Below are 14524 nucleotides of genomic sequence, written 5' to 3'. Positions count from 1 at the left end.
CGGGCCGGTGATGGAAGGAGACAGAGAATGAATCTTGAGAAATACTCGGAGCGCGTGCGCGGCTTCATCCAGTCCGCGCAGACCATGGCGCTCTCGCGCAACCACCAGCAATTCACGCCCGAACATATGCTGAAGGTGCTCGTCGACGACGACGAGGGCCTTGCCGCATCCCTGATCGAGCGCGCCGGCGGCAATGTCCGCGACGTCAAGCTTGGCGTCGAGGCGGCGCTCGAAGCCATGCCCAAGGTCGAGGGCGGCAATGGCCAGCTCTACCTGGCCCAGCCTCTTGCCAAGGTGTTTTCGACCGCCGAGGACCTCGCCAAGAAGGCCGGCGACAGCTTCGTCACCGTCGAGCGGCTGCTGCAAGCGCTGGTCATGGAGAAGTCGGCCAAGACCGCCGACATCCTGTCCAAGGCGGGCGTCACCGCTCAGGCGCTTAACCAGGTCATCAACGATATCCGCAAGGGTCGCACAGCCGACTCGGCCAGTGCCGAGCAGAGCTATGACGCGCTGAAGAAATACGCGCGCGACCTGACCGCCGACGCCCGCGCCGGCAAGCTCGATCCGGTCATCGGCCGCGACGACGAGATCCGCCGCACCATCCAGGTGCTGTCGCGGCGCACCAAGAACAACCCCGTGCTGATCGGCGAGCCGGGCGTCGGCAAGACCGCGATCGCCGAGGGCCTGGCGCTGCGCATCGTCAATGGCGACGTGCCGGAATCGCTGAAGGACAAGCAGTTGATGGCGCTCGACATGGGCGCGCTGATTGCCGGCGCCAAATATCGCGGCGAGTTCGAGGAGCGGCTGAAGGCCGTGCTCAACGAGGTCACCTCGGCCAACGGCAACATCATCCTGTTCATCGACGAGATGCACACGCTGGTCGGCGCCGGCAAGGCGGATGGCGCGATGGACGCGTCGAACCTGTTGAAGCCCGCGCTGGCGCGCGGCGAACTGCACTGCGTCGGCGCGACCACGCTCGACGAATACCGCAAGCATGTCGAAAAGGATGCCGCGCTTGCCCGGCGTTTCCAGCCCGTCTTCGTCGATGAGCCGACGGTGGAAGACACGGTTTCGATCCTGCGCGGCCTGAAGGAGAAGTACGAGCAGCACCACAAGGTGCGCATCTCCGATTCCGCGCTTGTATCGGCGGCGACGCTTTCCAACCGCTACATCGCCGACCGCTTCCTGCCGGACAAGGCAATCGACCTGGTTGACGAGGCGGCGTCCAGGCTGCGCATGCAGGTCGATTCCAAGCCCGAGGCGCTGGACGAGATCGACCGCCGCATCATGCAGCTCAAGATCGAGCGCGAGGCGCTGAAGGTCGAGAAGGACGAGGCTTCGAAGGATCGGCTTGCCCGGCTGGAGAAGGAACTCGCCGACCTCGAGGAGGAATCGAGCGAACTGACCACGAAGTGGCAGGCCGAGAAGCAGAAGCTTGGCCTTGCCGCCGACCTGAAGAAGCAGCTCGACGAGACGCGCAACGAACTGGCGATCGCGCAGCGCAAGGGCGAGTTCCAGCGCGCCGGCGAGCTTGCCTATGGCAAGATCCCGGAGCTCGAGAAGAAGCTCAAGGAAGCCGAGTCGCAGGACGGCAAGACCGGCATGGTGGAAGAGGTGGTCACACCCGACCATGTCGCGCATGTCGTGTCGCGCTGGACCGGCATTCCGGTCGACAAGATGCTGGAAGGGCAGCGCGAGAAGCTCTTGCGCATGGAAGACGAGATCGGCAAGCGCGTCGTGGGCCAGGGCGAAGCCGTGCAGGCGGTGTCCAAGGCCGTGCGCCGCGCCCGCGCCGGGCTGCAGGATCCGAACCGGCCGATCGGCTCGTTCATGTTCCTCGGACCGACCGGTGTCGGCAAGACCGAGCTCACCAAGGCGCTGGCCAGCTTCCTGTTCGACGACGAGACGGCGCTGGTGCGCATCGACATGTCGGAGTTCATGGAAAAGCACTCCGTCGCCCGGCTGATCGGTGCGCCTCCCGGCTATGTCGGCTATGAGGAAGGCGGCGCGCTGACCGAAGCGGTGCGGCGCCGGCCCTATCAGGTCGTGCTGTTCGACGAGATCGAGAAGGCGCATCCGGACGTGTTCAACGTGCTGCTGCAGGTGCTCGACGACGGAAGGCTGACCGATGGCCAGGGCCGCACGGTCGACTTCCGCAACACGCTGATCATCATGACGTCCAACCTCGGCGCCGAATATCTGGTCAATCTCAGCGACGACCAGGATGTCGATGCCGTGCGCGACGAGGTGATGGCCGTGGTGAAGGCCTCGTTCCGGCCGGAGTTCCTCAACCGCGTCGACGAGGTGATCCTGTTCCACCGCCTGCGCCGGCAGGACATGGACCGCATCGTCGAGATCCAGCTCAAGCGGCTGGAGAACCTGCTCGTCGACCGCAAGATCGTGCTGTCGCTCGATCACGACGCGATCGAGTGGCTGGCCTCGAAGGGCTACGATCCGGCATATGGCGCCAGGCCGCTGAAGCGGGTGATGCAGAAGGAGCTGCAGGACCCGCTGGCGGAGAAGATCCTGCTCGGCGAGATCCTCGACGGTTCGACCGTCAAGGTCACCGCGGGTTCCGACCGGTTGAACTTCCGCTCGAAGCCGACGGTGGTAGCGACGGAAGCCGCCGCCTGACCCCGGGCAAGTTGAAACGAAAGGGCGCGTCGCATCGGACTGGTGCGGCGCGCTTTGTTATTCCCGGCGACCGCGCATAATCGGCTGCCGATTCGAACGGCTGGGAAGAACTCGATGAAGCTCGACGACTATAACGGCTTCTGCGCCTCGCTGCCCGCTGCGACGCATGTGGTCCAGTGGGGCGGGGCCCATGTCTGGAAGGTCGGCGGCAAGGTGTTTGCCATTGGCGGCTGGAACGAGGGCGGCCAGCTTTTCGTCACCTTCAAATGTTCCGAGATGGCCTATGACGTGCTGAAGGATCAGCCGGGCTGCCGGCCGGCGCCTTATCTTGCTTCGCGCGGCATGAAATGGATCCAGCGTCAGACAAGCCAAAGCATGGATGATGCGGCGCTCGAGGACTATCTGCGCGAGAGCCATCGCCTGGTCGTCCTCAAGCTGACCAGACAGGCACGTAACGAATTGGGGCTTGCCAAAGGCTAAAGCGCGTCGCGCTGAAGCGGATTCAGGCGACGCGCTTTTAAGGCTTTGTTTTCATGCATGTCGTTATCGCAAAACCGCTGCACACTTTTGCGCGACACGCATCAGCTGATATTCCTCAAGGCACCGGAAAACCGCCATCTTCATGCCCGGTTCATGTTGGAACCTTAACTTGGGTAACTGGTTTGCTGGCGAAGGGTTCGCCCGCCAGAAGCCCAGTCGACCGGAGAGCTTGACCCGCATGCTGCGCTTGATCTTTTCCCTTTCGGCACTCGCGGCCGGGCTGGTGTCTTCCAGTGCGTACGCCACGCCGAGCGTTGATGGCGCGCAAAGCGCGCGCCCGACCGAGCGCGGCGCGCTGATGCTGGCTCAGGAAGGCAATATCGACATCTACTACGACGCCAGGGGCAACCGCGTCCTGGTCGATGCAGATACCGGCAAGGTCATCGCCATCCAGCCGCCAGGCAGCAGGCTCGATCGCCGCGCGCTTCGCCGGCAGATGCGCATGCAGGAACTCGGCCGCGCGCCGGCCGAGGACGACGACCGCTACTATCTCGACAATCCCGAGGACATGGCCCGCTTCCGCCGCCGGCAGCTGGAGGAGAACGGCCGCGTCATCCCGCCACCGGTCGATGAATACGACCCCAACGACGACAATTCCGTCGATGCCTATCCGCCGGCGCCCAACAACGATGAAGGCTATGCGACCACCTATCCGGAGGCGCCGAAGTCCAACACCATCAAGCGCCAGCCGCTGAACGAGGCGTCGATCGACCCGGAGCAGCCGGGCCAGGGCGAAGTGCTGCAGACCAATCCCGACGCCCAGCCGTCGCCGGACACCGGCGGCAAGGCCACCGTCGATCCATCGCTGTCGCTCGGGGTGCGCCAGGACGTCGCCGCGCTGCAGGTGCTGCTCGACCGCGGCGGCGCCTCGCCGGGCGTGATCGACGGGCGCTTCGGCTCGAATGTCGACAAGGCGCTGGCCGCCTACAACGAGATCAACGGCACCAGTTTGAAATCGACCGATCAAGTCGGCATCCAGGCGGCGCTTGCCCAGTCCGGCGGCGACGCCCTTGCCTCCTACACGATCACGCCGGAGGATGCGGCCGGCCACTATCTCGCCTCGATCCCCGAGGACTACAGCCAGAAGGCCAGGCTCGACTGCATGTGCTACACCTCGGTCACCGAGGCGCTGGCCGAGCGCTTCCACATGGACGAGACCTATCTGAAGTCGATCAACAAAGGGGTCGACTTCAATCGCCCCGGCACGATGATCAAGGTCGCCAATTTCGGCAAGCTGGTGTCGACGTCGGTGGCGCGCATTGTCGCCGACAAGACCAAGAAGGAAGTCTACGCCTATGATGCGGGCGGCAAGCTGGTCGCGGCCTATCCGGCGACCATCGGCTCGGCCGACACGCCTTCGCCGACCGGCATTCACGCAGTCTCGCGCGTCGCGCTCGATCCGAACTACACCTACAACCCGAACATCAATTTCAAGCAGGGCCAGAACGACAAGATTCTCACGATCCCGCCGGGGCCGAACGGTCCGGTCGGCTCGGTGTGGATCGCGCTCGATAAGCCGACCTACGGCATCCACGGCACGCCCGATCCCTCCAAGATCGGCAAGACCGAGAGCCATGGCTGCGTGCGCCTGACCAATTGGGATGCGCGAGAGCTTGCCAAACTGGTGTCGCCGGGCGTCACGGTTGAGTTCGTCGGCGGCTCGTCAGCCGACTATGTGGCGCAGCAGTGAGCTGCGTGGCGCGGTGACGTAGACGAGCTGCACAACCAGGATGAAGCCGACGCTGAGCAGCGGGCTGATGAGACAGAGCGCCGCGCCGATCGTCCATAGGATCTGCGCCTTGACGATGCGCAGGTAGACAGTACGCGTCGTTTGCGCATCGACGCCTTCGGCCAGGAAGCCGTTTTTCTCGGCGTAACGCCAGCTGGCAAGCAAGGTGAGGCCGAGCATCAAAAGGTTCAGCCAGTAGACAAGTACCGCAAGCCTGAATTCGAGGAAATCGGCCAGAAGGTCGGTGGAGAACGGCAATAGCGCGATGAAGGCTAGAAAGCAGAGGTTCAGCGTCGCCAGCCGCCGGTCCGACTTTGCGATCAGCCCATGCTGCGCCTGCTGGCCGAACCAGAAGATGGTCAGCGTCAAGAAGCTCAGCGCGTAGGTCAGGAAGCGCGGCGCCAGCGCCAGGATTGCCGAAAGCAATTCGCCTTCGGAATGGACCGCCTCATGCGATGGCACCCTGATCTCCAGCACGATGAGCGTAAGCGCGATGGCGAAGACGCCGTCGGTGATGCCGACGATGCGTCCGCGCGATTCGGCCGACGGTTCAAGCGGTCGTTTCATGCGGGCGTCCCCTTTGCCTGGCGGCTCTCTGCGGAACGTTAACATGCCATGTGCCGTTTGCATCCGGGCAGATGTCACCCTGCCCATGCGGCCAGCTCGAAACTGGGTTCAAACACTGCAAGGTGCTGGCCGGTTGTTGCGGAAGCATTGGAGGTTTAAGCAGGCTGTCATGAAATCTCCAGGCGAAGCTGCCGCTATCCCGCTGACCGGATCCGCTCAGAACGGCACGTTCTGTCCGCAATCTCAACGCCGGTATGTGCTGATCGCGGCGATCCTGGCTTCGGCGCTCGGCTTCATCGACGGTTCGGTCCTGGCGATTGCAATGCCCGCGTTACGCGTCGATCTCGGCGCCAGCCTGGCGCAGGCGCAGTGGATCTCCAACGCCTATGCGCTGACGCTTTCGGCGCTGATTCTGGCGGGCGGTGCTGCCGGCGACCGGTTTGGCCTGCGGCGTGCCTTCGTGACCGGGATCGCGCTGTTCGTCGCCGCGTCGCTTGCCTGCGCCCTGGCGCCCAATCCCACCGTGCTGATCGCCTTCCGCGCCATCCAGGGCATCGGTGCGGCGATCATGGTGCCGGGCAGCCTTGCCATCATCGCCAAATCCTATCCGAAAAAGGAGCGCGGCCGGGCGATCGGCATCTGGGCGGCGGCCTCGGCGCTGACGACGGCGCTTGGCCCGGTGCTGGGCGGCTTTGTGCTGTCGGCCTTCGGCAACGGCATCTGGCGTGCGATCTTCGCCATCAACCTGCCGCTCGGGCTGGTTTCCATCTATCTGCTTTTGGCCAAGGTCCCGGCCGACCAGCCGACCGAAAAGCGCAGCCTCGATCTCGGCGGCGCCGGGCTGGCGACGCTCGCTTTCGGAGCGCTGGCCTACGGGCTGACGGCGATGAACGCCGAGGGCGGCGGGCTGATACCGGTCCCGGCGATCGTCGCCGGGGCGGTCCTGCTTGTCGTCTTCGTCCTCTATGAGCGCTGGCAGCGCGAGCCGATGATCGATCTCAGCCTGTTTGGCATCAAGGCTTTCGCCGGCGCCAACCTGGCGACGTTCTTCCTTTATTTCGCGCTGTCGGCCAATCTGTTCTACCTGCCGATGCTGCTGATCGCCGGCTGGGGGCTGAGTTCGGCCGAGGCCGGTTTCATCTTCCTGCCGCTATCGGTATTGATCGCGTTGCTGTCAGGACCGGTCGGGCAATGGTCGGACCGGATCGGGCCGCGCCTGCCGATCGCCGGCGGCAGCCTTGTCGTGGCCATCGGCTTTGGCGGCCTCGCGCTGCTCACCTATGCCGGGATCCACAATTTCTGGACCGGCATCTTTCCGCTGATGGGGCTGATGGGGCTCGGCATGGCGCTGGTCGTGTCGCCGCTGTCGACGGCAGTCATGACATCGGTCGAGGACAAGGACACGGGTGCGGCGTCCGGCATCAACAATGCCGTCTCTCGCGTTGGCGGCCTGATCGCGGTGGCGGCGATGGGATCGCTGGCTGCAATCGTCTATGCGCGGATGACCGGCGGCGTCTCCGGAATTCCCGGCTTTGGCGAACCGCCGGCGTCCGGGCTCGCTGCCAATGTCGATGCGGCGAGGATTGCGGCAAGCGATTGGGCTTTTGCTGTGGTCGCCGCGGTCACGGCGCTGCTTTGCGTTTTATCGTCGGTCATCGCCTGGTTCACCGCATCCGGGCAGGCATCGCCCTGGCCCCAGCAGGCAGCGGATTAGGGTGTGTACTCATAAAATCGAGGCTCGCGAGCGCGGCTTGACCCATATCCGCTATCCGGCTGTCATCACAGCATCTGAGACGAAGAGCCGCTCAGGGCAGATATTGTTGCAAAAGTCTTTTTTGGGGTGGCGAAGGAAAAATCCCAGAGCCGCGCGACGATATGAGGGACCGTATCGTTTCACCTAAAATCGCTCACGGATCTTCGTGGTAGCCTGAAAAGCGATGCAGCAGCGGGCAGGTCCAACAACCGACCTCGCGAGATTTTTAGGGTCGTTCGATTTTCGACTTTTGCAACAATGTCGGCAAGTTGCAGACATGGCGAAGGCGCTTGTTCGAGGTCAATCGGATACTTGTACTTCGTCCGACCGCGCGCGGCCTCCGCCGGCGCGTCGAGCGGCCCGGTAACGGCCTGGAGACTGTTCGTTATATCGATGAAACAGCTTCGAAAACGCCGCCGCTGTCTCGTAGCCGACCCGGTTCGCAATCCGTGCGATGGACTCATCGCTGGTTTCTAGCAGGAACGCCGCCTCCGCCATCCGGCGTTCGATCACATAACGTTGCATGGACTGGCCGACGAGCTTCGTAAAACGCGCCGCAAATGCCGAGCGGCCGAGCCCGACGCGGCGGCCAAGGTCGCTCAGGGTCCAGGGCCGCTCCGGGCTTTCGTGAATCAGCTTGAGCGCCGGTCCGATATGCCGATCAGATATAGCCCCGAGCCAGCCGCCCTGTCCGGGACCGAGGGACGCGATCCAGCTTCGGAGCGCCTCGACAAAGAGCACTTCCGTCAGTCGTGAAAGCGCGACGCGTTGGCCGGGAAGCTCGAGCGCGGACTCGCTGACCATGCGGCGCAGGATGGCTTCGAGCCAGCCACCGTCCGCCGTCGGCTTCAGCAGGAGCACGGGCGGAAGCAGCTCCAGCACGCTGCCGAACATCGGCCGGGATACCGTGAAATTGCCGCAGATCATGGTCGAGAGCGGCTTTGCGCGGCTGCCGTGACGAATGACGCCAAACCGCGACGACGCTCGATCGATATCCACGATCCGCAAAGGCTCGGCCCGGCGATCCGAATAGAACACATGGGGCTCGCCGCGTGTGATGACGACGAAATCGCCCTCGGTCATCTGGATTTCCTCTCCCTGTTCGAGCGCAAGCGTCGCCGAGCCCCGGCTGAGATAGTGAAACAAAGCGTAAGGGCGCGCCGGCAGCTCCAGATTCCAGGGATGGCCGAGCTCGAAGTGATACAGCAGCGTCCCGCCGAGACGAACACGATCGAGCACCTGGGCAAGGATATCCATGCGGCCCAGATTAGACCGGTGGACGATCGGACACAACATGCGGACGATTGATCCCTACCGTCCGGAATGCCTGCAGATTACTTCATGCCGCGGCGGGCCGACGTCACGTGCGGCAACCATCTCGCCAACGGCAGATGGAGGAACCGCGACCTTGTGGAAACGCCTGCCCATTCCCCTACGGACCTCATTCCGTCCGATACGCAAAGGACCATTCAATGCGAAATATCCTCTTCTCAGCCGCCGCACTCCTGGCCGGATCGACATTGGTCGGTTCAGCCAATTCTGCCGAACTGCCCAAGGGAGCAGCCCACAACATCGTGCTCGTGCACGGCGCTTTCGTGGACCAGACGAGCTGGCAGCCCGTCGCCGATATCCTCACGAAAAAAGGCTACAACGTCACGCTTGTCGAAAATCCGCTCACCTCGCTCAACGCCGACGTCGATGCCACCAAACAGGCGCTCGCGAAGCAGGCCGGCAAGACCGTTCTGGTCGGCCACTCCTGGGGCGGCGTGGTGATCACGCAAGCCGGCGACGATCCCAAGATTTCGGCGCTGGTCTACGTCTCCGCCTTCGCGCCCGATGTCGGCGAATCCCTGGCATCGCTGTCAAAAGCCGGCCCGCCGACTGAAGGCGGCAACGCGATCCATCCCGACGCGAAGGGCAATTTGTACATTGACCCGAAGGTGTTTCCATCGGCGGTCGCGGCTGATCTTCCGCCCGAGATCGCCGAGCACCTGGCCAACGCGCAGATACCATTGAGTCTCGCTGCGTTCGAGGCTCCCGTGACCATTGCAGCCTGGCGTGACAAGCCGACGTTCGATGTCATCACGACGAAGGACAAGGTCATCGCGCCCGATGCCCAGAAGTCGTTCGCAGCCAGGATGAAGGCTCAGACGACGGAAGTCGCCGGCAGCCATGCCTCGCTCGTCGTCCATGCGAAGGAAGTCGCCGAGGTCATCGCAAAGGCAACGCTCGCGAAGTGACGATACCGCTCCCGGCGCTTCCGCGCCGGGAGCGTGCACGCTCGCTCAGAGGAATCTGGAACGCCTCGGACCGCGATGGCGCAAACGCGGCGAAGCGCCGGCGACATCCTGGAGAAGGCCTCGGTCGCGGCGCTACGACGATCCCTCACTCGATCATTTTATGCCAAGCATCCGGAGGATGACATGACTCAACTCGACATCACAGGCCAGGACGCCGCCACACTCGAAACGGCGCCGACCCGTTACATCGAAGGCAACGGAATTCGCTTCGCTTATCGCCGTCTCGGCCCCGCGACCGGAACTCCGCTGATTCTTCTGCAGCACTTCTCGGGCAACATCGATGCGTGGGATCCCGCCGTCGTCAACGCTCTGGCCGCTGATCGCCCCGTGATCGCGTTTGACGATGCAGGGGTCGGCCGCTCGACCGGTCAAACGCCCGACAACGTCGCGGCGATGGCGCGAGACGCTGTCGATTTCGTCGACTTGCTCGGTCTCTTCGAAGTGGACCTGCTCGGCTTTTCTCTCGGCGGCTGCGTCGCTCAGCAGATCGCCGCCGAGCACGGACAACTGGTCCGCAAGCTCATACTCGTCGGTACTGCGCCGAAAGGCGGAGAGGAACACCTGTTAGCGGTTCTGCAGGACGCGTTTTCCCGAACCGATGCGCCGGACCCCCGTCTGCCGCTGTTCTTCACGAACTCACCCGCCAGCCAGTCCTCCGGCTTGGCTTTTCTGAAGAGGACGAAGGTGCGTCAGGACGATCGGGACACCGACAACGGCAGCGCGGTCACCGATCCGCAGGCCAAGGCTCTGATCACCTGGTGCGCCACGCCTGATCCCGGGCACGCCGTTCTGCGCGCCATCCGCCAGCCCACTCTTGTGGTCAGCGGCAGCCGCGACACCATGCTGCCCGCGAGCAACGCCTACGCAATGTTCAAGCAACTCAGCAACGCGCAGCTAATCCTCTATCCCGATTCAGGGCACGGCTCCCTGTTTCAGCACCACGAGATGTTCGTCAGCCACGTCCGGACCTTCCTAGAAGCGCAGCCCGCGACTGCATGATCCAGGCGCGTTCCGACGCCATCAGACGCACCCTTATCAATGAGAGTTGTTACAGAGGATAAAATGACAATCGCCAAAGTCGAGGTGGAACGTTTCAGCCTCACGAGCTCAAAACCATTCGACGTTGTTGTGGCCGCCTTCAAGTCCGCGGTCGGACAGCCTGACATAGTCGAATTTTTCAAAGAGACGAGAGCGACCAATTCCTTCCCGGATTTGGAGCGCGTTGTACAACGCAGCCTCGGCCGAACGGACCTTATGCTCTTCGCGCAATTCGACCTGGGCGATATTCTGCGTCGCGAAACCGGATCCAAGACGCCTAACATCATGCGGTTTGTGGTCGGCAATCCACTCATCATGAAAGAAATGGTCAAGCACGTGCCCGAGGCTGGATCCTACGCTCCAGTCACAGTGCTTATTGATGAGCGTACCGACGGGGTGCACGTCTCTTATGACAAAACGGAGGGTTATCTGCTGCATTATGGCAGTTCGGAAGCTCTTGCCGTCGCTCGAGCTCTCGATACGAAAATCATAGCCTTGCTGCGCGAATGCGCGAGCTAAATCGTCCTGAGGACGTCTTCGGTCGATCGAAGCGGGTAAGTCATATCAATCGCGGAACGCGAAGGGCGTTATCATGACGCGAGCCAGACGTTGGAAGGGAAATTCCCGCATGTACAAGACACTTCTTGTCGCCCTCGCTGCCTCAGCTTTTTCTATCGGAGCCGTCGCAGCAGCTCCCGCCGTCAGGAAAGAGCCGTTGGATGCTGCGACCCTCAGTGCGATAAAATCGAGGTTCGGCAGGCTGATGGAACTGGCCAACAACCACGATTTCAAGGCTCTGCATGGGATGTTCTGGCAATCGCCCTCGACTTTATTGGTGGCTAAGAGCGCGATCCAATCCGAGGGAAACTGGGCCGGCTTTTGGGGCAACGAGGCGGTTGATCAAAAGCTGCATGATATCGGTAGCTCCGGTCCGGTCGTGCTCGAGCCGGATTATTCGAAGCTCAAGGTTGTCGGCCTGACGCGCGACGTCGCAGAGTCCTATGTGCCGATGAACATCGCGGTCTCTTATGCGGGGCAGGACGGAACAGCCAGACCGTTTCTAATGATCATCAATTGGCTTCGCGTCGGGAAGGACTGGAAGGTCGCCTCCGAAATCATTCTGCCGGTGCCGCCTGTACCCGCCACAAAGGGCTAAGTGCGTCGACACTGGCGGATTGCCCGTTCGCCTCGAACCGACGACCGGTGAGGCTCATGATAACCGGCTCGTCACCGAGCTGCTATCTGATCTGAAATCAGGGGCTCTGTTGCTCGCTGATCGTGGAGACGATGCAGATTGGATCAGAGAATTTGCCGGGGAGCGCGGGGCATGGCCAACATTCCACCAAAACGCAACCGCAAAGAACCCCATCTGCTTTGGCCCCTATCTTTACCGGGCACGCAATCTGGTCGAGCGGTTCTTCAACCGGATCAAGCAATGTCGGCGGTCGCCACGCGATATGACAAACTCGCGGCCAACTGCCTTGCGTTCATCAAGCCTCGCAGCCATTCGGATTTGGCTACGCGCCATTTGGCTACGCGCCTATGAGTCCACGCCTAGTTCGGAAGCTGCGAATCAGTCTTGGCGCTGGCGACCTTCAGCGAGTTGCCGTCTTCCTGCTTCAGGAGATCGTCGATGCGCTCGCGCTCGCGCTTGAAGGCAACGAGATCGTCGCCTTTCAGCACCTTGCCGACCGGCAGACGCACACGCATCGGGTCGACCTTGGTGCCATTGACGATCAGCTCGTAGTGAAGATGCGGCCCGGTGGCGAGGCCGGTCTGGCCGAGATAGCCGATCGTCTGGCCCTGGCGCACGCGCACTCCCGGCTCGATGCCTTTGGCGAAAGCGCTCTGGTGATTGTATGAGGTCTCGTAGCCATTGGCGTGGCGGATGATGATCTGCTTGCCGTAGCCGCCGGCCCAGCCGACCTTTTCGACGACGCCGTTGCCGGCGGCGATGATCGGCGTGCCGATGGGCGCCGCCCAGTCGACGCCGGTATGCATGCGCACATAGCCCAGAATCGGATGCCGGCGCGCGCCGAAGCCGGAACGGAATTTGCCGGCGGGCAGCGGATTGCGCAGCAGGAACTGCTCGGCGCTCGAACCATTTTCGTCGAAATAGTCAGTGCCGCCGTCCTGCATCTGGAAGCGGTAGAAATTGCGCGTCTGGCCGCCGAAGGTCGCCGATACATAAAGAAGCTCGGAATCGTCGGAGGTCTGGTCGTCGCCATCAGGCTGCGAGAACAGGACCTCGAGGCGGTCGGCCGGTGAAATCCGCGACTGGAAGTCGACGTCGGAGGCGAGAAGCTTGATCAGCTTCTGCGTCATCGCTTTCGACATGCCGTAGGAATAGGCGGCGCGGTAGATGCCGTCATAGACATTTGGCAGGTTGCCGCGCACCACAATGGGCTGCGAATCGTCGAACGCCGTCAAAAGCTCGGGATTGGCCTCCGGCTCCTGCGCCGGCACATACTGGCCACGGTCGTCGAGCGCTATGGTGACGATGTGCGTCGTCTTGTCGTAGACGCTGGTGCGCACGACCTTGGCTATGTCGCCGCGCACCTCGAGGCCAACGCGCAGCACCGTTCCGGCCTTCAGCGCCGGGGCGTTCAAGAGCTTGCCGATCGCCTCCGCCATGCCGGTGGCGTCGTCGCCGGTGTAGCCCGAATCGGCATAGGCCTCGGCGATATCGGTATCCTTGGTGAAGGGAATGATTTCCTCGGCGAAGGCCGGCGTCTGATCGTCGGGCGTGGCGCGCGGCGCCACCGAAACATTTTCCTGCGTGATCTTCACGTCATAGGAGCCGGCCATCGATTCGGCGAAGGCATCGCCGAATCGCTGCGGATCGATATAGTGCAGCGCGGCCACCTGGACGGCGCCGTCGCTCAAGCCGTTGCCGGCGTCCCGCACTACCTTTTCAACCTCGTCGGCGGAAAGATCGCTCTTTTCGTCGAAGGATGCCGTCTCGATCGGGAAATCGACCGTCTTCAGGCTCATCTCGCTTTCGACTTTGGCGCCGTAGATCTGCCCGGCGACCGCGGTGGCTGTTGCCGGCTGCGCATTGTCGTCGCTGTCGTCGCCGAACACCTGCATCGGGTCGAACGGCGGGTAGGGGCGGTTGGTGGTGTGGCCGGCGGCCAAGGCCATCTTGATCTGCACGAAGGGCATGGTGTGGATAACGTCGCGGTCGCCGACCTTGGTGACCATCGACACTTCCATGCGCCGCCGGTCCTTTGCGCGGGCGATCTGGCGGGGTGCTACCAGCCTTGTGGTCTTTGCCTGCTCGCCGGAATCGTCGCCGCCGCTGGCAAGACCGATGAGCTCGGCGATTTCCGGCGGGGTCGCCAGTTGCTGGCGCCCGTCAAGGGCGGCGAACAACGCCACGCCCATCAACACGCTCGATGTAACGCCGGTAAGGAATGTGCCCGACAGCCAGCGGGCCGAGACCTCGCGGCGGTCCGGCGGACCGCTGCGGCCGTCCGCGATCAGCGGCGGCTCGTTGCCGAGTTCGGCTATGACATCTTCCGTGTCTGGCATCCAGAAAGGCTGCTTCTTCCCCGGGCGAACGGCTTGTCGTTCTCGTTGCGGCCATGACATTTGCCTGTCACGGCGGTTGAAGTCAACGAAACGGCATGCCGGGGCCGATATCCCCAATCATGCGTTCTGCGCACGGCGCTCTTGTCGTCTGTCGTGGGGGCGCCTCACACATACGCGCGCGCCTTCCTTATATGGGCTGGTTTCACGCCTCAATGCGGCGGCAATAGGGCCTCGTTGTGGATGACCTAAGGGCTGCCGCAAGGGCAGTCGGCTACCGAAAAACGCAGCCGGAAAATTCGTCGCAAAAAATTCAAAAAAGTTCGAAATCGGTGTTGACGCGTCGAGGGAGGTCCGACTATATACGGCCCACGAACGAGGGCGGTGCGCCGCTGGCGACGAAGAAGTTTGCTTCTAAGTCTGCCCTCTTTG

Annotated in this window: 11 protein-coding genes and 1 pseudogene; 9 read left to right on the top strand and 3 right to left on the bottom strand. The window is 62.8% G+C overall.

Annotated elements, in window-relative coordinates; genetic code table 11:
• The first annotated feature begins 27 nt into the window (after positions 1-27).
• From clpB to FJ424_RS28100, 3 genes are all read left to right on the top strand, one after another.
• Positions 28-2634, top strand: a complete 2607-nt coding sequence (clpB, locus tag FJ424_RS28110; protein ID WP_140658889.1) for an ATP-dependent chaperone ClpB — start codon at positions 28-30, stop codon at positions 2632-2634.
• Positions 2635-2748: 114 nt separating this feature from the next.
• Entirely contained in the window at positions 2749-3114 is a 366-nt protein-coding gene (locus tag FJ424_RS28105) for an MmcQ/YjbR family DNA-binding protein (RefSeq protein WP_140645273.1), read from the top strand.
• A gap of 238 nt (positions 3115-3352) precedes the next feature.
• Positions 3353-4864: a L,D-transpeptidase family protein gene (locus FJ424_RS28100; RefSeq protein WP_140658890.1), complete on the top strand. Its 1512-nt coding sequence runs from the start codon at positions 3353-3355 to the stop codon at positions 4862-4864.
• Here the strand turns inward: FJ424_RS28100 and FJ424_RS28095 are convergent.
• Positions 4838-5470: a TMEM175 family protein gene (locus tag FJ424_RS28095; RefSeq protein WP_140658891.1), complete on the bottom strand. Its 633-nt coding sequence runs from the start codon at positions 5468-5470 to the stop codon at positions 4838-4840. The two genes, FJ424_RS28100 and FJ424_RS28095, sit on opposite strands and share 27 nt — an antisense overlap.
• 169 nt (positions 5471-5639) lie before the next feature.
• Here FJ424_RS28095 and FJ424_RS28090 point away from each other — a divergent pair, with 169 nt between their 5' ends.
• Positions 5640-7184: an MFS transporter gene (locus tag FJ424_RS28090; RefSeq protein ID WP_140658892.1), complete on the top strand. Its 1545-nt coding sequence runs from the start codon at positions 5640-5642 to the stop codon at positions 7182-7184.
• Positions 7185-7523: 339 nt separating this feature from the next.
• On the opposite strand, the gene FJ424_RS28085 is transcribed toward FJ424_RS28090, so the two are convergent.
• On the bottom strand, positions 7524-8480 hold the full coding sequence (locus tag FJ424_RS28085) for an AraC family transcriptional regulator (RefSeq protein ID WP_181182172.1): 957 nt from the start codon (positions 8478-8480) through the stop codon (positions 7524-7526).
• Between the two features lie 215 nt (positions 8481-8695).
• Here FJ424_RS28085 and FJ424_RS28080 point away from each other — a divergent pair, with 215 nt between their 5' ends.
• The 5 genes and pseudogenes from FJ424_RS28080 to FJ424_RS28060 all read left to right on the top strand — a co-directional run.
• The gene (locus FJ424_RS28080) at positions 8696-9463 is read left to right on the top strand and encodes an alpha/beta hydrolase (protein WP_140658894.1); all 768 of its coding nucleotides are present in this window, start codon (positions 8696-8698) and stop codon (positions 9461-9463) included.
• A gap of 183 nt (positions 9464-9646) precedes the next feature.
• A complete protein-coding gene (locus FJ424_RS28075; protein WP_140658895.1) occupies positions 9647-10522 on the top strand; it encodes an alpha/beta hydrolase in 876 nt (291 codons plus the stop codon).
• Between the two features lie 63 nt (positions 10523-10585).
• Positions 10586-11080, top strand: a complete 495-nt coding sequence (locus FJ424_RS28070; protein WP_140658896.1) for a DUF302 domain-containing protein — start codon at positions 10586-10588, stop codon at positions 11078-11080.
• A 109-nt stretch (positions 11081-11189) separates the two neighbouring features.
• Entirely contained in the window at positions 11190-11717 is a 528-nt protein-coding gene (locus FJ424_RS28065) for a hypothetical protein (RefSeq protein WP_140658897.1), read from the top strand.
• Positions 11718-11721: 4 nt separating this feature from the next.
• A pseudogene (locus FJ424_RS28060) lies at positions 11722-12087 on the top strand (IS5 family transposase); the annotation flags it as partial.
• A gap of 28 nt (positions 12088-12115) precedes the next feature.
• Here the strand turns inward: FJ424_RS28060 and FJ424_RS28055 are convergent.
• Positions 12116-14095 carry a M23 family metallopeptidase gene (locus FJ424_RS28055; protein ID WP_140658898.1) on the bottom strand — a complete coding sequence of 660 codons (1980 nt, stop codon included), beginning with the start codon at positions 14093-14095 and terminating at the stop codon, positions 12116-12118.
• Between the last annotated feature and the right edge of the window lie 429 nt (positions 14096-14524).

It is taken from the genome of Mesorhizobium sp. B3-1-8 (assembly GCF_006439495.1).
Lineage (GTDB): Bacteria > Pseudomonadota > Alphaproteobacteria > Rhizobiales > Rhizobiaceae > Mesorhizobium.
This window is presented reverse-complemented; position numbering and strand designations above follow the sequence as displayed.